Genomic DNA, 20458 nt, shown 5'->3' on the forward strand with positions numbered 1-20458 from the left:
CGCCGGCGCGGCGGAGCCGGCGCCACCGGCGAGCGCGGCGCCGGCCGGTACGGTCGCGGCGCCGGGCATGGCCCCGGCCGGTGGCGCGGGCCCCACCGGATCGGCGCCGCCGGGTGGCAGCGTCGCGGCACCGGCGCCCGTCAGGACGGGACTGCCCCCGGCGGCCGTGCCAGTGCCGCCGCCGGCCGGGGCGGCCGCCGCGCCCGGCGTGACGCCGGCCCCCGACGGCAGCCCGGACCAGTCCGGGCCGTCGGTGGTGGCCCGCACCGCCTCCCAGGCGACCCGGTAGCGCCTGGCGAGTTCGTCCAGCTGCGCGCCGGCCTGCACCTGCAACTGCCTGACCTGGTTCTCCACCATCACGTACGCGGCCGGGCCGGGCGGGTCCAGGCTGTTCGCCTGCCGGTTGAGGCTTGCCTCCAGCGCCCTCGCCTTCTCAAGGTTCGTCCGGACGAGGTCGTAGGTGGGCCTGATCGAGCCGGCCACCTCGTCGATCCTGGCCTGCGGCCGGTGGCGGTCGATGACGGCGGCCCGGCCCTCCAGCCTGGACCGGCTGGTGTCGGCATGACCCGCGAACGAGTCGCCGACCCCGTCGGTCCAGTCCCTGTCGAGATCGGCGACGGCCGTGCGCAGGGACCTGCTCGCCTGCCGCAACTCGACGAGCGCCCTGTCCCACAGCAACGCCCGGGAACGGAGCGGGTCGATGTTACGCAGCTCCTGCTCGACGAGGAGCAACTGCTGCGGCAACGGCATGTCCTGGTAGCCCACGACTCACCCCCGGTAGCCGGCGTCGACGCCGACGATCGCCGCCTCGCCCGCCGCCTCGGCGTCGAGGTAGGCGCCGCCACTGGCCCGCGCCGCCGTCGTGTAGCTCTGGAAACCCTGGTTCGCCTCGGTGACGAACCGCATCAACTCCGTGGTCGCGACGGCGTCCACGGCGGCGAACACCGCGCTCTCCGGCATGCCCACCCGGGTGAACGCCGGCTGCTCGCCGAGAACTCCCGGATCGGGGCCGGTCGCCGAGAAGCGCGTCATCGCTTCCGGGTCGCCACTGATGAACCCACCCACTGCTCGGGGCATGCCTCCTCCTGACAGACGTCGACGCTGCTGGTCGGTCCAGCTCACCACCGGGTCTACGCCGGCGGCGGCCGGCGACAGCAAGCGGCCACCTTCACCGCGTCGGTGGCAACCAGGCGAGCTGCACCAGCCTCGGCGCCTCCGCCCGGGTGATCAGCCGGCCCCGCCCGGGGGGCATCGGTTCGGCCTTGAGTCCACCCAGCAACGGCCCCTCACTCCGGTCGCCGGACAGAAGCACACCCGTGCTGCCGACGTCCCGCATCCGGGAGACGAACGGGTCGTACAGCGCCCGGGCGGCACCGCCGGTGCGCCGCGTGAGCACCACGTGCAGGCCGATGTCCCGGCCCTGCGCCAGGTAGTCCAGCAGGGGCGACAGGGGGTTGCGCAGCGAGGTGGCCACCAGGTCGTAGTCGTCGACCAGGACGAACAGCTCCGGCCCCTGCCACCAGGCCCGCCTGCGCAACTGCTCGGCGGTGACAGCGGGCCCGGGCAGCCGGTCGGCCATGCCCCGGGCCGCCTCCGCGATCAGGTGGGTGGTCGTGGCGAGGTCGCCACCGAAGCCGAGCAGGTGCTCCGAGCCCACCTCGCCGAGCAGCCCGCGACGGTGGTCCACCAGGATCAGCCGAGCCTGGCCCGGCTGGTACGTGTCCACGATCCGGCGGGCGAGCGTACGCAGGAAACCGGTCTTGCCGGACTCGGCGTCGCCGAGGAGCAGCAGGTGCGACTCCGTGGCGAAGTCCAGGTGCACCGGCGCGAGATCCTGCTCGGCGATGCCGACCGCGAGTCGGTGGGTCGACGGGTCGACGGCCGGCGGCAGGGCCTGGTAGGGAAGGCGACCGGGCAGCATCCGCACCGCAGGTGCCCGATCGCCGCGCCAGCCTGCGGCCACCCCGTCGACCAGCGCGGCCAGACCGGCGGTCAGGTCGCCGGCCGACCGCCTACCGTCGACGCGCGGCAGCGCCATCAGGATCTGGTGCCGGCTCACGCAGACGCCCCGGCCGGGCGCGTTCTCCGGCACCCGCAGCGCCGCCGCCCGGTCGATCATCGTGTCGACGGGGTCGCCCAGCCGCAGCTCGACCCGGCTGCCGAAGAGATCCCGGGCGGTGGGCCGCAGGTCGAGCCAGCGCGAGCAGGCGACCAGCAGGTGCACCCCGTAGGCCAGCCCTCGGGTGGCGATGCCGACGACCACCTCCTCGAGGTCCTCGAACTCCTTGCGCAGCGTCGACCAACCGTCGATCACCAGGAAGACGTCGCCGTACGGGTCCTCGGTGACCGTGCCGGCAGCCAGCAGCTGGCGGTAGCCGGCCATCCCGTCGACGTCCCGCTGCGCGAAGCGGCGTTCCCGGTCGGCGAGCACGGTGGCGACCTCGGCGACGGTGCGGCGTACGGCGCCGACGTTCTGCCGACCGGCGACCCCGCCCACGTGCGGCAGCCCACGGACCGCGCCGAGCGCGCCACCCCCGAAGTCCAGGCAGTAGAACTGCACCTCGCGCGGGGTGTGGGTGAGCGCGAGGCTGGCGATGACGGTACGCAGCGCGGTGCTCTTGCCCGACCGGGGACCGCCGGTCACCACGGCGTGCCCGGCCCCGCCCGACAGCTCCAGCACCAGCCGATCCCGCCGCTGGTCCAGCGGCCGGTCGACCAGCCCGACCACGGCCGACAACGACCCACCGGCTCCGGCGTCGCCGGCCCGCAGCCCGCGTACCGGGTCGACGAGCACCCCGCCGAGCAGTTCGTCGAGGGTCGCCGGTTCCTCCAGCGGCGGCAGCCACACCCGGTGCGCCGGGGTCCCCCGGCCCGCGAAGCGCTCCACCAGGATGTCCAGCAGGCTCTCGCCGACCGCGTCGTCCGGGTCCCCGGTGGCGTCGTCCGGCTCGTCGGAGTCCACGGTCTCCGCTGCGTGGTAAGTGGTCGAGTACTCGATCAGCTCGAGTCGATCCGGCCGCGCCGGCCCGCCGGCACCGACGACGGCCGGAGCGTGCACGCCGGAGACGTACGCCGAGCGGAACCTCGCCAGCGGCTCGGTGCCGAACGCCAGATAGCCGTAGCCGGGCGCGCGGGGCAGGGAGAACGCGTCGGTCACGCCGAGCACCGCACGGCTGTCCATCTCGGAGAACGTGCGCAGGCCGATCCGGTAGGACAGGTGGGTGTCCAGGCCGCGCAGCCGGCCCTCCTCCAGGCGCTGGCTGGCCAGCAGCAGGTGTACGCCGAGCGCGCGGCCGACCCGGCCGATCTGCACGAAGATGTCGATGAAGTCCGGTCGCGCCGACAGCAGCTCGCTGAACTCGTCGCAGACCACGACGAGGGTCGGCACCTCGGTCAGCGGGGCGCCGGCCGCCCGGGCCCGGTCGTAGTCGCGCAGCGAGGCGAAGTTCCCCGCCGCGCGCAGCAGCTCCTGCCGCCGGATCAGCTCGCCGCTGATCGCGTCCGCCATCCGGTCGACCAGCGGCAGCTCGTCGGCGAGGTTGGTGATCACGGCGCTCGTGTGCGGCAGCCGGTCCAGCCTGGCGAACGTGGCGCCGCCCTTGAAGTCGATCAGGGCGAAGTTCAGCAGGTTCGGTGGGTGGGTCACCGCCAGCGCGAGCACCAGGGTGCGCAGCAGCTCGCTCTTGCCGGAGCCGGTGGCGCCGATCAGCAGCCCGTGCGGACCCATCCCGTTCTGTGCCGACTCCTTGAGGTCGAGCTCGATCGGGGTGCCGTCCGGCCGGATGCCGAAGCGCACCCGCAGCCGGTCCCGGCTGGGTCGCGGCACCCAGGTGTCGGCCGGGTCGAAGGCGTACGGGTCGCCGAGGTCGAGCAGGTCCTCCAGGCCCAGTCCGGCGCCGAGCGGATGCTCGCCCCGGCTGCCCTCGGTCAGCCGCAGCGGCGCGAGCTGACGCGCCAGCGCCTCGGCGCTGGCCGCCGGAAGGATGTCGGCGCGGCCCAGCTCGGTCGCACCGTCGCTGCCCAGGCTGGCGAGCGTGCCGTCGTCGGCGACGTCCAGGACCACGCTGGAGCGTTCCAGTGCCCGCGGTGGCCCGCCGGTCAGGTCGACCAGGGTGACCCCCTCGACGCCACCGCCGGTCATCAGGTGGTCCGAGCCGGCGACCACGCCGCCGTCGAGCACCACCACCAGGTGCGGTCCGGGCGCCCGGGCGGCGACGGCGTCCGGATCGAAGCGGGGCCGCTCGCCCAGCAGGTCCTCCAGCATCGCCTCGAGGGCGGTGACCGTGGTGGCGACCAGCCGCACCGGGCCGAGCGCGTCGACGCGCTCCGGGTGCGACGCGTGTGGCAGCCATTTCAGCCACTCCCACTCCGGCCGGTACCGCGCCTGGGCGCAGACCGCGATCCGCAGGTCGTCCGGCGGGTGCAGGGTGGCCAGCTGGGCCAGGACCGCCCGGACCAGCCCCGTGGCCCGCTCGCGGTCACCGCGCACGTGGATGCGACTGAACCCGTCGACCGCCAACGCCAGGGGCAGGTCCGGGATCGTCGAGTAGGTGGTGATGAAGCGCCGCAGCGCGAGCGCGCAGAGCGGCTCCAGCTGCTCCATCGGTCTGGTCTCCGGAGGAACCAACGTGGTGGCCAGGCTCTGCGGACCGAGGCCGATGCGGGCGACGCCGAAGTCCGGGTCGTCGCGCCGCCGTTCCCACAACCGGTGGCTCGGCACGAGCGACCAGAGCGTCTCCGGGTCGGGGTGCAAATACCACAGGGCGGCCCGCTGGCGGGTGACGGTGCGGCCGACGCGGATCCGGTGCTGGGCCAGCCCACGCAGATAGCGCCGGCGGAGCTGACCCATCTGCCGTCTGCCGGGGCCGCCGCTGTTGAGCAGCGCCGCCGCCACCATGGCCAGCATCCCCACCCCGAACAGGCCGAAGACCACGTAGCGCAGCGTGCCGACGCCACCACCGGAGGTGAACAGCAGGATCATGGCGGCCATCATCGCGATCATCGGCAGGACCGTCAGCAGCTGCGTCCACGCCCGGCCCGCCGGCTGCGGGATCTCCGGCGGGGCCTCCAGCAACAGCTCGCCGGAGGGCATCTCCGGCGCGGGCCGCCGCCGGGGCCGCCGCACCACCATCGTCGCCACCGCGACCTCCCTCGTCCGCCCGGGTGCGGGCATCGTCGCCGCCGCCGGGCCCGCACGGGCCGGCGATGGCAGGAAGGTGCCGGCGCGGGCGCCGTGCCGCGCGCCGGTCCTAGCGTCGGTACCGGCCGCCCGACCCGCGGCACGGGTCACCCCGCTCGGTGGCCCGGGCGACACCAGCGAGAGGAGTAGCGCATGCCCGGTCTGCTTTCCGGCGAGACACCGAAGATGGAGGGCTCGGCCAACGTCGCCGACGCCGTGGTCGAGCAGATCCTCGCCCATCGGGCCAGGCTGGCACCGTTGGTGGAGGAGTCACGAGCACACTGGCGGGGTACCGCCCAGCCCCTCTTCGTGGCCAAGCACCAGGAATGGCAGGAGGCCATCGACCGGTTCACCACCGAGTTGACCCGCCTCGCCAACGCGACCCGGGTGTCGAGCGCGGCCTACCTGGCCGCCAACGACGAGGGAGCCGCCGCGATCAACGCGGCGCACTCCGGCGCCCCCTACGGCGGCAGCCTCGGCGGCCCGGTCAGCGTTTGACCCGGCCGCGGCCCGAGAGCCGGCACGACCCGGCAGACAACGAGCACCAGGAGGGTTAGGTCAACATGTGGGTCAGCGGAAACTTCGCCCAGCTCGGGGATCTCCAGCAGTCGGTCCTGGCGACCAGGACCGGCGTCGAGGGTGAGCAGGAGACCTGGCGGACGCAGACGAACCAGCTCATCGACGCCTGGCCGGACGACGCCGGTCTGGACCTGCAGAGCTTCAGCGCGGCGGCGGACACCTTCGGCAGGGTCAACGGCGAGTTCCTGCAGATGCTCGGGGCGGCCACCGGGAAGGCGAACGAGGCCCTGCAGGCCGCACTGAACACGGCGTCGCGGGCCGTCAACGGCTAGCCCGGCGGACACCAGGCGCGGCCCCGGGCGGATCCCGCCCGGGGCCGCGGTACGCGGCGCCGCGCGGCCCCACGTGCCCGGCCAGCAGCGTCTCGTAGTCGGCGTCGACCGTGCGGTGGTCCCGTCAGGTGCCGGAGCGCTCGACCGGGGGCGCGGGGAAGAGGAAGATCTCGTTCGGTGGGTCGTCGCGGGACGGCGCCGCCGGCAGCGCGGCGGCCCGCCGCGGCCACCAGCGTCGGCGCCGCCCCCTCGGCAGCGCCCAGGCCAGCACCGCGACGAGCGCCACGGCCAGCGCCACGACACCCGCCAGCAGCTTCGCGCCGGTGTCCGTCCGCCGCCGGTCGGCGGCCTCGCGGAGCGCCTCGGGATCCGGCCGGGCGCCCGACACGTCCGGCAGCGCCGCCGGCCCCCGGTCGGCCAGCCCCTCGGTCACGGCGCGGTACGGGTCCACCACTCCGGCGCCGTACTCCCGGCTGCCCCTGCCGCCGCGCGCCGGCGCCGCGGTGGCCACGATCCGCCGGGCCACCTGCGGCGCGGTGAGCCGGGGCCAGGCCGCGCGTACCAGGGCCGCGGTGGCGGCGACGAACGGGGCCGCCACGCTCGTACCGTCCCAGTAGGCGTGCCCGCCCGCCCTGGTGGCGCCGAGCACGCCCGTGCCCGGGGCCACCAGATCGACGTACCCGCCGACCTGGGATCCCGGGGACCGGGCGCCGGTGACGTCGATGGCGCCGACACCGAGCACCCCGTCGTACGCCGCCGGGAACGACGGGGCGGCGCCCCGGTCCTGCCGGTTGCCCACCGCGGCCACCAGCAGCGCGTCGCGGGACTGGGCGTAGGCGACCGCGTCCCGTACGGCCGGGAAGTCGCCGTAGCCGGAGAGCGACAGGTTGATCACGCGGGCGCCCCGGTCGGCGGCGTACCGGATGCCCCGGGCGACCACCCGGGGATCGATCGGGGCTGGTTCACCGGTGTCGCCGAGTTCGCGGTCGGTGACCCGCACCGGCAGGATCCGCGCGTCGGGCGCGACGCCCCGGAAACCGACGCCCGGCGCCGCACCGGCGGCGACGATGGAGCCGACGGCGGTGCCGTGCGAGACGCAGTCGTAGTTGCCCGGCAGTGCACCGGCGAGGAAGAAGTCCCGCCCGCGCAGCACCCTGCCGCGTAGCTGCGGATGGTCGCCGTCCACGCCGGAGTCGACCACCGCGACGACGACGCCGGCACCGGTGCTGTGCGCCCACGTACGGCGTAGGTCCAGCAGCCGCTGCGGCCACGGGTGGTCGGCGACGACCGGGCGGGCCGGCTGTGGATCACGGCAGGCACCCCGGGGCGGTGCGGCGGCCACCGGCGCGGCCCAGCCCACCACGACGATCGCGACGGCGGGAAGAACGGCAACGGGTCCTCTCATGGGAGGCCATGGTTCAGCCGGACCGGTCGATCCCGCGCGGGCGTGACCGGAAGCGGTCAACGCGGCCTCCGCCGGCCGGCGTCGCGGCACCGCCCGGGCCGGGCCGCCGCCGCACCGGCCCCCGCCTGGCAGCAACCTGTCAGCTGTCGCTCCCGTCCCCGGCCGGCGGGCAGAGTCGGGGATCTCACCTGACGTACGGGAGAAGCCAGTGAACGTGACGCGACCACGCCTCGGCCCGGTCATCGACCACGCGCGGCTCCGCTCGGAGCTGCTGTCCCTGCGGGATCGGCTGGCGGAGGTGGCGGAGACCGCCGAATCCGACGACGGTCTGATCTCGGTGACCCTGGGCGCCAAGAACGAGCTGCTGGACCTGCGCATCGACCCGCGCGTCTTCCGCGACCCGGACTCGACGGCCCTCGCCGACGCGATCACGCGCACGACGCACCGGGCCGCCGGGCAGGTCCACCGACGGCTGTACGCGCTCACCCGGTGGACGCTGGCCGACCCGGATCCGGACACGTCGGACCCGTGGTTCGATCCGACCCTGGCCCCGGCGTCCCGGCGCGACGAGAGGGCCACCTGGTGAACGGCGGTCTGCTGGCCATGGAGACCGGTAGCGTCGACGCGGCCTCGCGCCGGCTCGGCCAGACCGGCGAGCAGCTCGCGGCCGACTGGAACGCGGCCAAGGCCGCGATAGCCGGGGCTGACGCCAGCATCGGCACCGGCCGGCTCGCCGCCGCCTTCCGGCGCACCTACGATCCCGCCGGCCGGCAGGTCCAGGCCAACGCGGACACCTTCCCGCCCCGGCTCGCGGACCTCGCCCGCGCCGGTTCCATCTCCGCCGGCGCCTACACCGACGCCAACGGCACTGCCGCGGCCGTGATCGACCAGGTGGGAGGGTGAGATGCCGATCCCGCAGCCACGATCGGACTTCGGCCTCTGGCCGGCGGTCAGCGGCCGGATCGGCGGCTGGATAGCCACCGACGAGGACGCCGTCGGCGAGCTGGGCGAGCTGTGGACCAGGGCCGGCCCGGTGTTCAGCGACGCGCTGTCACGCGGCGGCCGACCCGCCGGCTTCGTCGGCCCGGTCGAGGTCGAGGACTGGCCCGACCAGGCCGGCTTCGACTGGACGACGCGACGACTGACGCTCGGCGCCGACCTGGAGACCCAGGACGGCCAGCTGCGGGCGATCGGCGGGCACGTCACGGCGTTCGCGGACGACGTGCGTTACGCCAAGCAGGCGATCGTCCAGACGATCGAGGACAACCTCGAGGCGTACGCCACCCTGGTCACCGCGCCCGCCGGAGCCGACGCCGGCCTGCGGGAGGCGTTCGTGTCGGAGATCGCACGGGCGATCAACACGTTCCTCGACGAGATGGCCGCTCTGATCGCCGGCCGTCCGATCGGAGTGACCGCGCAGGCAGGCCGGCCTGCGGTGGACGTCGACCCGGACGACCTGGACGGCTTCGGCGCCGAGGAGGCCGCCGACTGGGCCGGCGTCGCGTCGGCGACCCTGGGCGTGGCCGCCCTGGGCGCCGGGGCCGTCTTTCCGCCCGCCGCCCTCGTCCTGGGCGGCCTCGCCCTCGTCACCGGCAGCTACACGGCCGCCCAGCACACGTCCGAGGCGCTCGCCGACCCGTCCTGGGGCAACACGGCGACCGCGGTCGGGGACGTCGCCTCGATCGTGCCCGGTGTCGGCGGGCTCACCAGAGGCGTCGCCGGGCTCACCGACGCGGTCGGTTCCACCGCGCCGGGCTGGGTGGACGTGGCGACGGGCCTCGGCGCCGGCCAGTATGCCGCCGAGGCCGGCGCCGGCCTGCAGGCCGCGACGAATCTCCTCCCCCAGGTGCCGACGGTGATCGACCTGAGCACGCCCGGTGGCCAGGGCGAACTCCAGGACGCCGGTTCCGCGAGCACCGGCGTGTACGGCGGCAGTCGCGCCTTCGAGGTCCTCGACTCCCTGGGCAGGGTGCGGTGAGCGCGGCTGCCGTGCGCTGCCGGGTGCCGGCCGGATTCGTCCCGGTCGACCTCGCCGCCCGCGACGAGACGTACGCCCGGGAACTCCTGGCCGCCGGCGCCTGCTACGCGGCCGTGTTCGTCCTGCCGCCGGAGCGGGCCGGCTACTTCGTGATCACCGAGCCCGCCGGCCCGCCGCCGGACCTCGACGCGCTGGCCGGCTGCCTCGCCGCCGATCCGGACGCCGGGGCCCGCTCGGTCGAGCTGCCCTGTGGACGCGCGGTGGCCTGCGTCGAGTACGCCCGGGTCGCGGCGGCGCCGGCCGCAGCGGCCCCCGTCGACGTCGTCCAGGAGCACGCCGTGGCCATCCACCCGGCGACCGGTCAGGCGGTGACCTTCACGCTGGGCGTCCGCGACACCCGGCGACGTCCGGAGTACGCCGACCTGTTCGACGAGATCCTGAGAACCGTCTCGTTCTCCGGATCGTGAGTCCGGACGGTGGGAGGAACGTGCGTGGTCGTCGTCGAGAACTCGGGTCGTGGACGCGGCGTTGGGGCGGCCCGGTGGCGGGAGGTGGGTCGTGAACGCCGGTGAACAACGTGGTCCGGTCCCGGCGGCGCCGGCGGGCGCCGTACCGGACGGAGCCGCCGTCGCGGCGCCCACCGTGTCCGCCGCTCCGGTCCTGGTCGTGGCCGCCGCCGCGACCGGTCGGGCGGCACCGGTCGACCGGCGCACGCCCCGCACGACCACGCTCGTGCCGCAGGCCGTCGTGCCCCGTACGCCGCCCGGGTCGCCGCCGCGACCACACCCGGTGCCGGCCGGCGCGTCCCCGGCCCCCGCGCCACGCGGGCGCGCACTGCCGGGCGTCGTCGCGCGCCCCGGCCCGATCCAGGTCGTCTGCTGGCAGGTCGCGGTGGTGACGGTGGTGCTGGCGCTGCGGCAGCCGCTCCCGGCGCTCGTCTGCGCCTCGATCGGCGCGGCGGTGCTGGTCGCGCTGACCGGCGTCCGGGTCGACGGTCGCTGGCTGTACGAACTCGCCGTGCTGGGCGTCGAACACCTGTCCCGGGCCCGCCGCCGCGACCTGCCGGTGCACGGCGGGACGCCTGCGCTGCTGGACCTGCTGGTGCCCGGCTGCACCGTGCGGTGCACCGAGACCGCTCGGGGACCGGCCATGACGGCGAGCCATCGCGGCGGCCTGACCGCCCTGCTGCGCCTGGACGGCGCGGCCGCCGAACTGCTCGACCGGGTGCCCCCGCTCCCGGGGCTGCTGCCGGTCGTCGAGGGCTGGCCGCACCCGTTCGGCGTGCAGCTGGTCTGCCATGCCGGCGTACGGCGCGCCGAGCCGGCCCGGATGTGGTTGGCCGTGCACGCCGCCCGCGGCGTCGAGGCGCCCGGCGACGAGGAGCTGACCCCGGCGCTGCGCAACGGGTTGCGTCGGGTCCGGCGGGCACTGGACCGGGCGGGCGTGTCGAGCGCGGTCCTGGCCGAGGAGGCCGCTCTCGCGGTGATCGCCGGCCTGGCGCACGTCACCGGTGGTCGCGGCGAGGTGCGCGAGGACTGGCGGTGCTGGCGGGCCGGGGCCGTGCGCCAGGCCACCTTCCGGTTGCGGGGCTGGCACCGGCTCACCGACCAGCACGCCCGGCAGTTGGCGGTCGACCTGCTGACGGTCGACGTCGGCGCCACCGTCACGGTGACGGTGGCCGTCCGGTCGGGTCGCGACGGTCCGTGGGGCGAGGGGGTCCTGCGGCTCGCCGCGACCACGGGGGGCGCGGTCGAGGCGGCGGTGGTCGCGGCCTCGACCCGCGCCGCCCCGTACGGCGTCCGGCTCGTCCGGCTCGACGGCGCGCACGCCCGAGGGGTGGCCGCCTCACTACCGATCGGAGTGTTCCTCCCGTGAGCGGACCCGTCCTGCGGGGCATGAGAGCGAGGCGCGGGAACGGCGGTACGACGACCGGTGCCGCCGGCGGTGCACTGGTCGCGCTGGGCGACGGCCCGGTGGCGACCGTACTCACCGGCGTGGACGCCACCACCGGCGAGCCGTTCGCGTTGAAGGTCTTTCCCGGCCCGCTCGACCGCCGGACCCGCGCGGCGCTCGACGCCGAGCGCGACCGGCTCGCCACCGTACGCCCGACGGCCGCGATCCTGCTCGCCGACCGGATCGAGAGCCTGCCCGACGGGCGCTGCGCCCTGCGCACGGAGCTCTGCGCGCAGTCGCTGTCGGGGCTGCTCGCGTCGTCCGGACCGCTGTCGGTGCCGGACACCCTCGTGCTGGGTACGGTGCTCGCGACGGCGCTGGCCGCCGTGCACCGCGCCGGGGTGGTGCACGGCGGCGTCACCGCCGCCAACGTGTTGTTCCGCTCCTCCGGCGAGCCACTGCTGTCCGACGTCGGAGCGACACTGCGCCACGCGTTCCCCCGCGATCCGCTGCCGAGCGCGGAACTGACCGCCCCGGAGACCGTCCGGGACGGCTCGGTCGACGAGCGCACCGACCTCTACGGCCTGGGCGTGGTGCTGCACCTCGCCCTCTGCGGCCGGGCGCCGCACCACGGGCCGCCCGGCGCGGACCCCGGCGAGCGCCTGCTGCGCGTACTCGGCACCCCGGTCCCGCCGCCGGATCGGGTGGACGCGCCGCCAGAGCTCCTCGCCCTGGTCGGCGAGTTGCTGGCCAAGGAGCCGGCCGACCGTCCGGTCGACGCGGCGACGGTGGCCGTACGCCTCGACGCGCTGCGCCGGCAGGTCGGCCCGGCGAAAACCGCCCCGGTTCCGTCCGCCGCGCAGGCGCCACCGTCCGGCCCGGACGCCGAACCCCGGAGCCCCGCACCGGCCCACGAACGCGACGCCGCGCCCCCCGCGCCGGACACCGCGCCGCCCGACGAGCGGGACGCGCCGCCGGAAGGCGACCGGCCGCCGGAGACCGCCGACGTGGCGTTCGACGACTTCGCGTCGCCGACGGCGCCCGACATCCGGCTCCCACGCGGAGAGCCGATCCTCGTCCTCGGCTCGGAACCGGCGCCCAGGCGTACCCGCCGCGTCGCGCTGGTGGGCGGCGCGACGGGGGTCGCGGCGCTGGTGACGGCGGCGACGCTGCTGGCGGGCCAGCCGGACGAGCTGACCGTGCCGACGCCTCCGGGACAGCCGGCGGCCAGCGGCCGGTTCTCCCCCACGCCCCTGGCGGCACGGCTCGAGCTCGCCGCGGCGACCGACCGGGGCAACGTCGTGGAACTGACCTGGCGAAGCAGCGCACCGATGGACTTCGCGGTGGTCGTCGCGGTCGAGGGTGAGCAGGCCCGCGTCCTGCTCGCCCGACGCGACACCAGCTACCGGGTCCCGGTCGACCCGGTGCGCAGGTACTGCTTCCGGGTGCAGGGCAGCGACGGCGCCCGGGTGGTGGAGAGCGCGGCCAGGCCGATCCGCGGAGCGAACTGCCGCACCTGACGGCCGTACGGGCACCGCCCCGCCGCCACTGCGCCGGCGGCGACCGGGCACCCCGACCGTGGCCGCCCTCGCCACCGTGGCAGCATCACGGGAGCCTCCCAGCGGCGGTGGGGTGACACACTCACCAAAGCCACCTGGGGAGCCCGCGAGGACAGGGACGAGCCGGACGATGACCACCGAGCAGCGGTACCGCGACCTGGTCCCGGTGGCGGACGGTCCCCGCGCGACGGTGCTGGCCGCGATCGACGCCCGGACCGGTCACGCGTACGCGCTCAAGGTCCTGCCCGACGTGCCCGACCGGCGCACCCGGGCCCGGCTGAAGCACGAACTGGCCCGGCTGGCCCCACTGCGCGACCGGGCACCGGTCCTGGTCGCCGACCGGTTGGAGGAGTATCAGCCCGGCCGCTGGGCGCTGCGGATGGAGCTGTGCAGTCAGTCCCTGACCGACCTGCTCGACGCGTTCGGCCCGCTGTCCGTGCCGGACGCCGGGGCCCTGGGCGCCGCACTCGCCCGGGCGCTGGCGGCCCTGCACGCGCTCGGCATCGCGCACGGCGCACTGACCCCCGGTAACGTGCTCTTCCGTCCGGACGGCGCGGCGGTGCTCGCCGACGCCGGGCCCGCCCTACGTCAGACGTTTCCCCGCGACCCGGCGGCCGGCGTCGGCTTCCTGGCGCCGGAGACGATCCGGGACGCGACCGTCGACGAACGATCCGACATGTACGGCCTGGGCGCCCTGCTGCACCTCGCGCTGACCGGCCTGGCACCGCACCACGGCCCGCCCGGCGAGCGACCGGAGGACCGGATGCTGCGGACACTCACCGCGCCGGTGCCGACCCTCGCCCGCGCGGACCTGCCCGACGATCTCGCCGCCCTGGTGACCGAGCTGCTCTCCGCCGATCCGGCGCGCCGCCCGACGGCCGCGGCGGTGCTGCGCCGCCTCGACCGGGCCGGCTGGGCCACACCCGACCGCACCGGTGCCGCCCCGCCGACCCCGGTGCCGAACGGCGCCCCGGTCGTGGAGTTCGGCCCGCGCACCCGATCGGGCCGAATCACCCGGCCGACGCTGCTGGCCGCGGCGGCGGTGGCGGCGCTGCTCGCGGTCGCGGTCGGGCTGACGCTGTCGCGCCGGCACGAGACGATCGACGCCGCGCCCGCACCGCCGTCGACCGCGGCGTCCACCTCTGCGGCGCCTGCGCCCGGGGCGGCCTCGATCGAGCTGACCGGGGTCGTCGACCGGGGGGACGTGGCCGAGCTGACCTGGCGCGGCGACGAGACGCTCGACTACGCGGTCGTCGTCGCCGAGGAGGGCGGACCGGTACGCACCATCCTCGTGCAGCGCCGCACCAGTCACCGGGTGCGGATCGACCCGGTGCGCGGGTACTGCTTCGAGATCCAGGGGACGAACGGTCCCCAGATCTTCCTCAGCGCCCCGGCGGCGATCCGCGGCGCCACCTGCGGCCGCTGAGCCGCGCGGCGCGGCCGGCCCCCGGTGGTCGCAGGCCGGTGAGGTCGAGTGCGGCGCGCAGCCGGGTGCCGGTCCCCCGCCGGGCCAGGCCGGCACGGACGGCGCGGACGGCGGCCCAGGCCCGCTCCGGCGCCCCGTCGTCCCGCACGCCCGACCACAGCGCGGTGTCCACGATGGTGCCGAGCTGGCCGATCGCCGCCACCGTGGACCGGTCCGCCACCGCGCCCGCCGCGGTGCCCAGGTCCCGCACGGTCATGCCCGGCGAGACCGCGACGCCGTGGGCCCGCAGCCGGTCGCGGACCTCGGCGACGGCGCCCGTCACCGCCGCCCGGCCGCCCCGGCGCCGCCGACCCCAGGCCCGCACCGTCCAGGCCGCCGGCACGAGCACCGGCCAGGCCAGCAGCGGCAGCGCCGGCACCGCCAGCAGGACCGGCCACGGCACCCGTGCCGGCGCCCGGCCGTCACCACCGCGTCGCGGCGCGGATCCGGCGGCGGGCGGGGCGACGGGCGGATCGCGCAGATCCTCAGGGGCGGGCAGCTGGCCCCGGGCCTGCTCCGTCCGGGCGGCCAGGTCGGTCGCGGCGCCACCGGAGCGCATCGCGGCGCCGGCCGGATCGAGCGGGACCCAGCCGACGCCCCGCACCGCCACCTCCGGCCACGCCAGGACGTCGCCGTTGCGGACGGTACGCCAGCCGTCGGGGTCGGCGTCGACCGGCGAGCGGTATCCCACCGCCAGGCGCGCCGGGATGCCCTGGATCCGGGCCAGCGCCACGTAGGCGGCGGCGAACTGCTCGCTGGTGCCGCGCCGGCTGGTCAGCAGGAAGTCGGCCAACTGGGGCCAGGCGCCGCCGGTCGGCAGGCTCTGCCCCACGGCCAGCCGGTAGTTGCGCCGGAACCAGTCCTCCAGCACCAGCGCGGCGCGCATCGAGGGGCGCAGCCCGCGTACCGCCTGCGCGGCCAGCAGCGTCATCGCCTCCGGCGTGTCGCCGAGACCGCCGAGGCCGCCGGTGGCGGTGCCGTCGACGGCGGCCCCGGCGAGGAAGCCGGCGCTGGTCTGCGGCTGCCACCAGTCCAGGTCGTACCGCAGCGGACCGTTGCTGTCGGGCAGCAGCAGGGTGCCGGAGCGCTCGGCCACCAGCGGGGCGGCGCCGGCGACCCGGGCGGGTAGCGGCTGGCTGGGCAGCCACGGTCCGGTGCCCGAGACGTCGATCTCGGCGGAGCGCCGCGCCACGTCCACGGTCACCCCGGCTCCCGGCGGCAGTTCGCTGCCGAGCCTGCGGTACCGGCCGGACTGGCTCCAGTTGACGCCGTCGAACTCGTCGAGCACCACCAGGTTCCACCGGTCCACCCAGGTCGCGCTGCGGACCCGGAACACCGGCGTGCCGGGGTGCCCGAGCCGGTAGGCGACCTCGTCCAGCGGGTTGGTCAACTGGGCCGGTGGCGCCGGCGCGCTGTGTGCCTGCCGCAGCGTGAACCGGGGCGGGGCGTCCGGTACCAGGGTCGCCACCACGGTCACCACCACACCTGCGGTGACGGCGGCGAGGGCCGGCCCTCGCCGGGTCTCCGCCAGCACGGCGCCGCCGGCCACGGCGTAGGCGAGGGCGGTGAGGGCGGCGGGGCCGGGCGCCAGCGCCGCGTAGAGCTGGGCGAGCACGAGGACCCCGAGGCTGGGCAGCAGTGCCGGGAGGCGAGCGGTCAGCCGGTGCACGATCTCGGCGCCGAACACCGCTGCCAGCACCACGAGCAGCGGGACGAACAGCACCTGGGCCGGGTCCGGTCGCGCCGGCCAGGTGGACTGCAGGGTCAGTCGCCACGATTCGGTGAGCCCGGCCGCCAGTGCGCTCAGGGTACGACCGGTGGGTATCCCGGCGAGGGTGGTCGGCCAGAGCAGCACCTCGACGACGACCGCGAGCCCGGCGAGCGCGGCCAGCGGTGCGCGCCAGTCGCGCAGCGCCGGCAGCCGGGTCGCCGCCAGCACCGTCGCCAGCACCGCCACCGCCGGCAGCCAGACCGGCAGCAGCAGCGCCCGGAAGCCGAAGACCGGAGTGAAGGCCATCCCCGCCACCCCGGCCGCCAGGACCGTGCCGGCGGTGGCCCGGTCCCGTCCGCTCACCCGCGCTTCCCGTCGCGGCACCGCCCGGTCGGTTCCGCTCACCGCTGCTCCTCGTTCCACAACCGCACCGCCTGCTCCGCGTCGCGGGCCCGCAGCAGCCGCAGCGGCGCCGGCACCGCCACGTCGGCGCCGGTCAGGGCGACCACGGTGATCGGATCGAAGCGTCGTCGCAGCCGGGCGACCGGGTCGAGGTCGGTGCCCCCGGCGGTGACGACCACCAGCGCACCACCGCCACCGCCCGACGTCCCGGGCAGCAGGGTCGTCGGGGGCGGAGCGTCCTGGCCGAGCTCGCAGAGCAGGTCGAGCAGGTCGACGAGCTGCTCCGCCGCGCCGCCGACGGTCAGCTCCCGGCCGGACGCGGTGACCAGTCGGGCGAGCTGCCCGCCTCGCGCGGCGGCGCAGAGCAGCGACGCGGTCAGGTCGACCGCCTCCTCGAAGACGGCGGCGGGCAGCGCGTGCGAGCGGTCGTCGAGCAGCACGGTGAGCCGGCTGCGGCGCGGGTCGGCCAGGTCCCGCACCATCAGTCGACCGGACCGGGCCGTCGCCTTCCAGTGCAGGTGGCGGATCTCGTCCCCGGGCACGTACTCGCGGACGTCCTGCAACTCGACCGAGCCACGCAGGGAACGGTCCGGCACCGGCCCCTCGTGGTGGTGCCGGGGATATCCGCCCACCCTCACCCGCGCCGGCAGCTGCCGGGGATGCACCCGCAGCGTCGCCGTCCCGCCGGTGGCCAGCCGGTTGTCGACGAGCCCGAACGCGTCGCGGCGGTGCAGCACCAGCGGCCCGACGACGCACACGCCCCGACGGGCGGTGGGCAGCTCGTAGTGGTGGGTCACCTCCGCACCGGGCAGCAGGGCCCGGACCCGGACGGTACGGGTCACGCCGCCGAGCGAGTCGGTGGCCAGGAAGCCCGGGTGGCGGCGCCGACCGGTGTGCCGCACCCGCAGCCGGGCCAGCGCCGGGCGGCCCCGCTCCACCCGCTGCGGGTGCACCGCCCGCCGCACGTCGAGCCGCATGCTCCCCCGGCTGGTCACGACGGCGGTCAGCAGCACCGTGAGCGCGACCGCGCCGAGCATCGTGAACAGCGGATAGTTGCCAGCCGGCCCGACCAGCAGCAGCACGACAGCGGTGATCGAGACGGCGGCACCGCGCCGGGTCAGCCGCATGCTCAGTGGCCGGTGGGGCCCGCGGGCACGGCGGTGGTGGCGAGCACGTCGGCGACCACCGCGGCGGCGCCGCCCGGGGCCAGCTCGGCCTGCGGGGTGAGGACCAGCCGGTGCGCCAGCACGGGTACGGCGACGTCCTTGACGTCGTCCGGCGTGACGAAGTCCCGACCGGCGGTGGCGGCCAGGGCGCGGGCGGTCCGGATCAGCGCGATGCTGCCCCGGACGCTGGCCCCGAAGCGCACGTGGGCGTGTTCCCGGGTGGCCGCGGCCAGCCTGACCGCGTACTCGGCGACGACCTTGTCGACGTGCGAGCGGCGCACCTGCTCGATCGCGGCCCGCAGCGTGTCGACGTCGACCACCGCGGCGAGGTCGTCGGCGGTGTCGCCGGCCGCCTCGTCGAGCACCACGCGGACCTCGGACTCCAGGTCCGGGTAGCCGACCGACAGTCGTATGAGGAACCGGTCGAGTTGCGCCTCCGGCAGCCGGTAGGTGCCCTCCAACTCGATCGGGTTCTGGGTGGCGACGACCATGAACGGCCGGGGTACCGGGTGCGTCTCGGCGTCGATCGTGACGTGGCGCTCGGCCATCACCTCCAGCAGCGCCGACTGGGTCTTCGGCGTGCCCCGGTTGATCTCGTCCGCGACCACCACGTTGGCGAACACCGCCCCCGGGTGGAAGGCGAAGCGCTCCTCACGCTGGTGGTAGACGCTCACCCCGGTGACGTCGCCGGGCAGCAGGTCGGGGGTGAACTGGATGCGGCTCCACCGCCCGCCGATGCTGCGCGCCAGGCAACGGGCCAGGGTGGTCTTGCCCAGGCCGGGCACGTCCTCGACCAGCAGGTGGCCCTCGGCGAGCAGGCCGGCCACCGCCAGGCGCACCAGCTCCGGCTTGCCGAGGATGACCCGCTGCACGTTCTCCTCGATCGCCGCCGCGATCCGCGCGACCCCCACGCCGGTCATCCCTCGGGCCAGAGGTAGTGGTTGGACTCCCGGCCGCCGGCGGTGACCCAGACCCGCTGCCCGACGCCGTGGAACGGGAACCGGTCGGAGACGACCAACGAGCCCTTGCTGTCGGTGCTGAGCCGGGCGCCGGGGTTGAAGTTGCCCCATTCGGACGCGAAAATGTCGATCTTGTAGGAGGTGTTGGGCGCGAAGCCGGTCAGCACCACCCTGACGAAGTGGCAGTCGGGGGGCTTGCAGCCGCCGTAGCTGGTCTCCGCGCCGCGCGAGACGGTGACCGAGGGGCCGGCCGCGGCCGGTACGGTCACCCGGGCGCTGGCCGGTGAGCCGGTGCCGGCCGCGTTGCGCGCCGACACGGTGACCCGGTAGGCCGTCCCGCGCGTCAGTCCGGTGATGGTCATGCTCCGCGAGCTGCCGGCCCGGGCGGCGGAGCCACCGCCGCCGCCGGAGACCCGGGCCCACGTCACCTGGTAGCCGCTCACCGTGGCGCCGTTGGCCGCCGCCGCGCCCCACCGGACCTGGATGCTGGTGCCGCTGGCGCTGACCCGCAGGCCCGGCGGCATCGACGGCGGGCTGGCGGGCACCGCCCTCGGCGGGGTCGGCCGGACCGGATCCGGGCGGCTCGGATCCTGCCCGCCGGGGCGGCTCGGCTCCGGTGCCGGCGAGTCCGGTCGGCCGGGGCGTGGCCGGGGCGGGACCGGTCGGGTCGGGACCGGCGCGCCCGTGGGGGGCGCGGACGCCGAGGTGGCCGTCGGCCCGGTGGGGACCAACGGGACGTCGCCCGCGCTGCCGTCGTCGCCGACGACCAGCACGTGCCGGCCCTCGCCGCCGTCGACGTACACCCGGCGGTCCTCGCCCCGGCTCAGCCGTGGCTCGCCGGCCTCCGCCGGCACCGGGGTCACCCGTTGCGCCCGGCCGGCGGTGTCGTAGGTGAGCACGGCGTTGCGTCGCAGGTCCAGCAGGACGACCGAGCCCCGGCCGGCGACCGGCGCCGAGTAGGTGCCCGCCGGCAGCTCGGCGGTGACCGGCGCGGCGGCGGTTCGACCGCGGCCGACGGCGGCCACGTCCACCAGGTGCAGCCGATGCCCCTGCGGATCGAGCACGGCCACCCGACCGTTCAGGGCGGCGTCGGCCACCAGCGCGGTCGGCGGCACGTCCACACCGATGCGCACGGGCGCACCGAGCCGGTCGGCCTCGACCCGGCTGACCGTGTCGGTGTCGGTGTCGACGAACGCGGGACGGTCGTCGACCATGGTCAGCGCACCGGTGTGCCCGCTCGGCGCCGCCGTCGGGCAGGACACCTCGCCGGCGCCCGGGCGCAGGTGACAGATCACATTGGAGCCGCGTCGCAGCAACCACAGCGTGCCGTCGGTGGCCGCGACCGGCTCGCCGAGCGCCTCGCCGACCGGGATCGTCGCCGCCCGGGCGCCCAGTCGGACCACCGTTCCGGCCTGACGGTAGACCAGGTAGGGGCCGCCTCTGGTCTCGACCGCCACCGGACGCTCGCCGGTCGGCGGCGTGATGGTGCGCTCGACGGCGAGGCTCGACTTGCCGAACTCGATGATCCGGGTACGCCCGATCACATAACCGCTGGCCGGGCTCTCGACGACCTGGCTGCCGGGTTCGAGCCCCTCGATGCGGGCCTCGGCGTCCACCGAGCGGGCCAGACCGTTGACGTGGAAGACCCGGTCGAGCGAGGGGTTGGCGACCCAGTGCCCGGCCTGCGCGAACCACACGCCGGGCGGCTCACCGGACGCGCCGGAGATGGCGACGGTCGCGGCCACCAGGCTGCCCGCGACCAGTGCCACCAACGGCAGGCGTCCGCGCCGTCGCGGATCGAGGCGACGCAGCACCTTGGACACCCCCGCCGGCACCAGTCGATGGATCCGACGAGCTGCGACAGCCGCGTTCTCGTTCATCCGCCACACG

The 20458-nt window shown here is 76.1% G+C and carries 16 protein-coding genes and 1 pseudogene; 9 read left to right on the forward strand and 8 right to left on the reverse strand.

The annotated features are described in order from the left end of the window. The 3 genes and pseudogenes from ACFHW0_RS25905 to eccCa all read right to left on the reverse strand — a co-directional run. A pseudogene (locus ACFHW0_RS25905) lies at positions 1 to 765 on the reverse strand (hypothetical protein); the annotation flags it as partial. Between the two features lie 3 nt (positions 766 to 768). Further along, a complete protein-coding gene (locus ACFHW0_RS25910; protein ID WP_416611648.1) occupies positions 769 to 1077 on the reverse strand; it encodes a hypothetical protein in 309 nt (102 codons plus the stop codon). A gap of 91 nt (positions 1078 to 1168) precedes the next feature. Continuing rightward, entirely contained in the window at positions 1169 to 5140 is a 3972-nt protein-coding gene (gene eccCa, locus ACFHW0_RS25915) for a type VII secretion protein EccCa (RefSeq protein WP_416611650.1), read from the reverse strand. A gap of 192 nt (positions 5141 to 5332) precedes the next feature. Here eccCa and ACFHW0_RS25920 point away from each other — a divergent pair, with 192 nt between their 5' ends. Continuing rightward, a complete protein-coding gene (locus ACFHW0_RS25920) occupies positions 5333 to 5677 on the forward strand; it encodes a WXG100 family type VII secretion target (RefSeq protein ID WP_416611652.1) in 345 nt (114 codons plus the stop codon). 65 nt (positions 5678 to 5742) lie between these two features. Beyond that, positions 5743 to 6030, forward strand: coding sequence for a hypothetical protein (locus ACFHW0_RS25925; protein ID WP_416611654.1), 288 nt, complete (start codon positions 5743 to 5745; stop codon positions 6028 to 6030). A gap of 124 nt (positions 6031 to 6154) precedes the next feature. Here the strand turns inward: ACFHW0_RS25925 and mycP are convergent, their stop codons facing one another. Next, the gene (gene mycP, locus ACFHW0_RS25930; RefSeq protein WP_416611655.1) at positions 6155 to 7435 is read right to left on the reverse strand and encodes a type VII secretion-associated serine protease mycosin; all 1281 of its coding nucleotides are present in this window, start codon (positions 7433 to 7435) and stop codon (positions 6155 to 6157) included. A 214-nt stretch (positions 7436 to 7649) separates the two neighbouring features. On the opposite strand from mycP, the gene ACFHW0_RS25935 reads away from it, so the two are divergent. The 7 genes from ACFHW0_RS25935 (at position 7650) to ACFHW0_RS25965 (ending at position 14291) form a co-directional block, all read left to right on the forward strand. Further along, the gene (locus ACFHW0_RS25935) at positions 7650 to 8021 is read left to right on the forward strand and encodes a YbaB/EbfC family nucleoid-associated protein (RefSeq protein WP_416611657.1); all 372 of its coding nucleotides are present in this window, start codon (positions 7650 to 7652) and stop codon (positions 8019 to 8021) included. Next, positions 8018 to 8338, forward strand: a complete 321-nt coding sequence (locus ACFHW0_RS25940; protein ID WP_416611659.1) for a hypothetical protein — start codon at positions 8018 to 8020, stop codon at positions 8336 to 8338. Before ACFHW0_RS25935 ends, ACFHW0_RS25940 begins: the two co-directional genes overlap by 4 nt. A gap of 1 nt (position 8339) precedes the next feature. Next, positions 8340 to 9413 carry a hypothetical protein gene (locus ACFHW0_RS25945; RefSeq protein WP_416611661.1) on the forward strand — a complete coding sequence of 358 codons (1074 nt, stop codon included), beginning with the start codon at positions 8340 to 8342 and terminating at the stop codon, positions 9411 to 9413. Continuing rightward, complete coding sequence (locus ACFHW0_RS25950; protein WP_416611662.1) at positions 9410 to 9880, forward strand: hypothetical protein; 471 nt, start codon at positions 9410 to 9412, stop codon at positions 9878 to 9880. The genes ACFHW0_RS25945 and ACFHW0_RS25950 overlap by 4 nt, the downstream gene beginning before the upstream one ends. Before the next feature lie 175 nt (positions 9881 to 10055). Next, the gene (locus ACFHW0_RS25955; RefSeq protein ID WP_416611664.1) at positions 10056 to 11288 is read left to right on the forward strand and encodes a type VII secretion protein EccE; all 1233 of its coding nucleotides are present in this window, start codon (positions 10056 to 10058) and stop codon (positions 11286 to 11288) included. Positions 11289 to 11308: 20 nt separating this feature from the next. Then, positions 11309 to 12826 carry a serine/threonine protein kinase gene (locus tag ACFHW0_RS25960; protein ID WP_416611666.1) on the forward strand — a complete coding sequence of 506 codons (1518 nt, stop codon included), beginning with the start codon at positions 11309 to 11311 and terminating at the stop codon, positions 12824 to 12826. Between the two features lie 169 nt (positions 12827 to 12995). Then, complete coding sequence (locus ACFHW0_RS25965) at positions 12996 to 14291, forward strand: protein kinase domain-containing protein (RefSeq protein ID WP_416611668.1); 1296 nt, start codon at positions 12996 to 12998, stop codon at positions 14289 to 14291. Here the strand turns inward: ACFHW0_RS25965 and ACFHW0_RS25970 are convergent. From ACFHW0_RS25970 to ACFHW0_RS25985, 4 genes are read right to left on the reverse strand one after another with little or no spacing between them, the layout of a single operon-like run. After that, positions 14248 to 16446, reverse strand: coding sequence for a transglutaminase-like domain-containing protein (locus ACFHW0_RS25970; protein WP_416611670.1), 2199 nt, complete (start codon positions 16444 to 16446; stop codon positions 14248 to 14250). The two genes, ACFHW0_RS25965 and ACFHW0_RS25970, sit on opposite strands and share 44 nt — an antisense overlap. After that, on the reverse strand, positions 16443 to 17570 hold the full coding sequence (locus tag ACFHW0_RS25975) for a DUF58 domain-containing protein (protein WP_416611672.1): 1128 nt from the start codon (positions 17568 to 17570) through the stop codon (positions 16443 to 16445). Before ACFHW0_RS25975 ends, ACFHW0_RS25970 begins: the two co-directional genes overlap by 4 nt. Before the next feature lie 2 nt (positions 17571 to 17572). Continuing rightward, positions 17573 to 18529 (reverse strand): AAA family ATPase, encoded by a 957-nt coding sequence (locus tag ACFHW0_RS25980; RefSeq protein WP_416611674.1) that lies wholly within the window; start codon positions 18527 to 18529, stop codon positions 17573 to 17575. Then, positions 18526 to 20448 (reverse strand): fibronectin type III domain-containing protein, encoded by a 1923-nt coding sequence (locus tag ACFHW0_RS25985; protein WP_416611676.1) that lies wholly within the window; start codon positions 20446 to 20448, stop codon positions 18526 to 18528. The genes ACFHW0_RS25980 and ACFHW0_RS25985 overlap by 4 nt, the downstream gene beginning before the upstream one ends. Positions 20449 to 20458 lie beyond the last annotated feature (10 nt).

This window comes from Micromonospora sp. LOL_025 (assembly GCF_048060285.1).
Taxonomy (GTDB): Bacteria; Actinomycetota; Actinomycetes; order Mycobacteriales; family Micromonosporaceae; genus Micromonospora.

Bases quoted from the DNA above. Each gene is read 5' to 3' on its own strand.
- ACFHW0_RS25985 (WP_416611676.1), bottom strand. From the start codon at position 20,448: ATGAACGAGAACGCGGCTGTCGCAGCTCGTCGGATCCATCGACTGGTG.
- ACFHW0_RS25965 (WP_416611668.1), top strand. From the start codon at position 12,996: ATGACCACCGAGCAGCGGTACCGCGACCTGGTCCCGGTGGCGGACGGT.
- ACFHW0_RS25925 (WP_416611654.1), top strand. From the start codon at position 5,743: ATGTGGGTCAGCGGAAACTTCGCCCAGCTCGGGGATCTCCAGCAGTCG.
- ACFHW0_RS25910 (WP_416611648.1), bottom strand. From the start codon at position 1,077: ATGCCCCGAGCAGTGGGTGGGTTCATCAGTGGCGACCCGGAAGCGATG.
- ACFHW0_RS25920 (WP_416611652.1), top strand. From the start codon at position 5,333: ATGCCCGGTCTGCTTTCCGGCGAGACACCGAAGATGGAGGGCTCGGCC.
- mycP (WP_416611655.1), bottom strand. From the start codon at position 7,435: ATGAGAGGACCCGTTGCCGTTCTTCCCGCCGTCGCGATCGTCGTGGTG.
- ACFHW0_RS25980 (WP_416611674.1), bottom strand. From the start codon at position 18,529: ATGACCGGCGTGGGGGTCGCGCGGATCGCGGCGGCGATCGAGGAGAAC.
- ACFHW0_RS25945 (WP_416611661.1), top strand. From the start codon at position 8,340: ATGCCGATCCCGCAGCCACGATCGGACTTCGGCCTCTGGCCGGCGGTC.
- ACFHW0_RS25960 (WP_416611666.1), top strand. From the start codon at position 11,309: ATGAGAGCGAGGCGCGGGAACGGCGGTACGACGACCGGTGCCGCCGGC.
- ACFHW0_RS25975 (WP_416611672.1), bottom strand. From the start codon at position 17,570: ATGCGGCTGACCCGGCGCGGTGCCGCCGTCTCGATCACCGCTGTCGTG.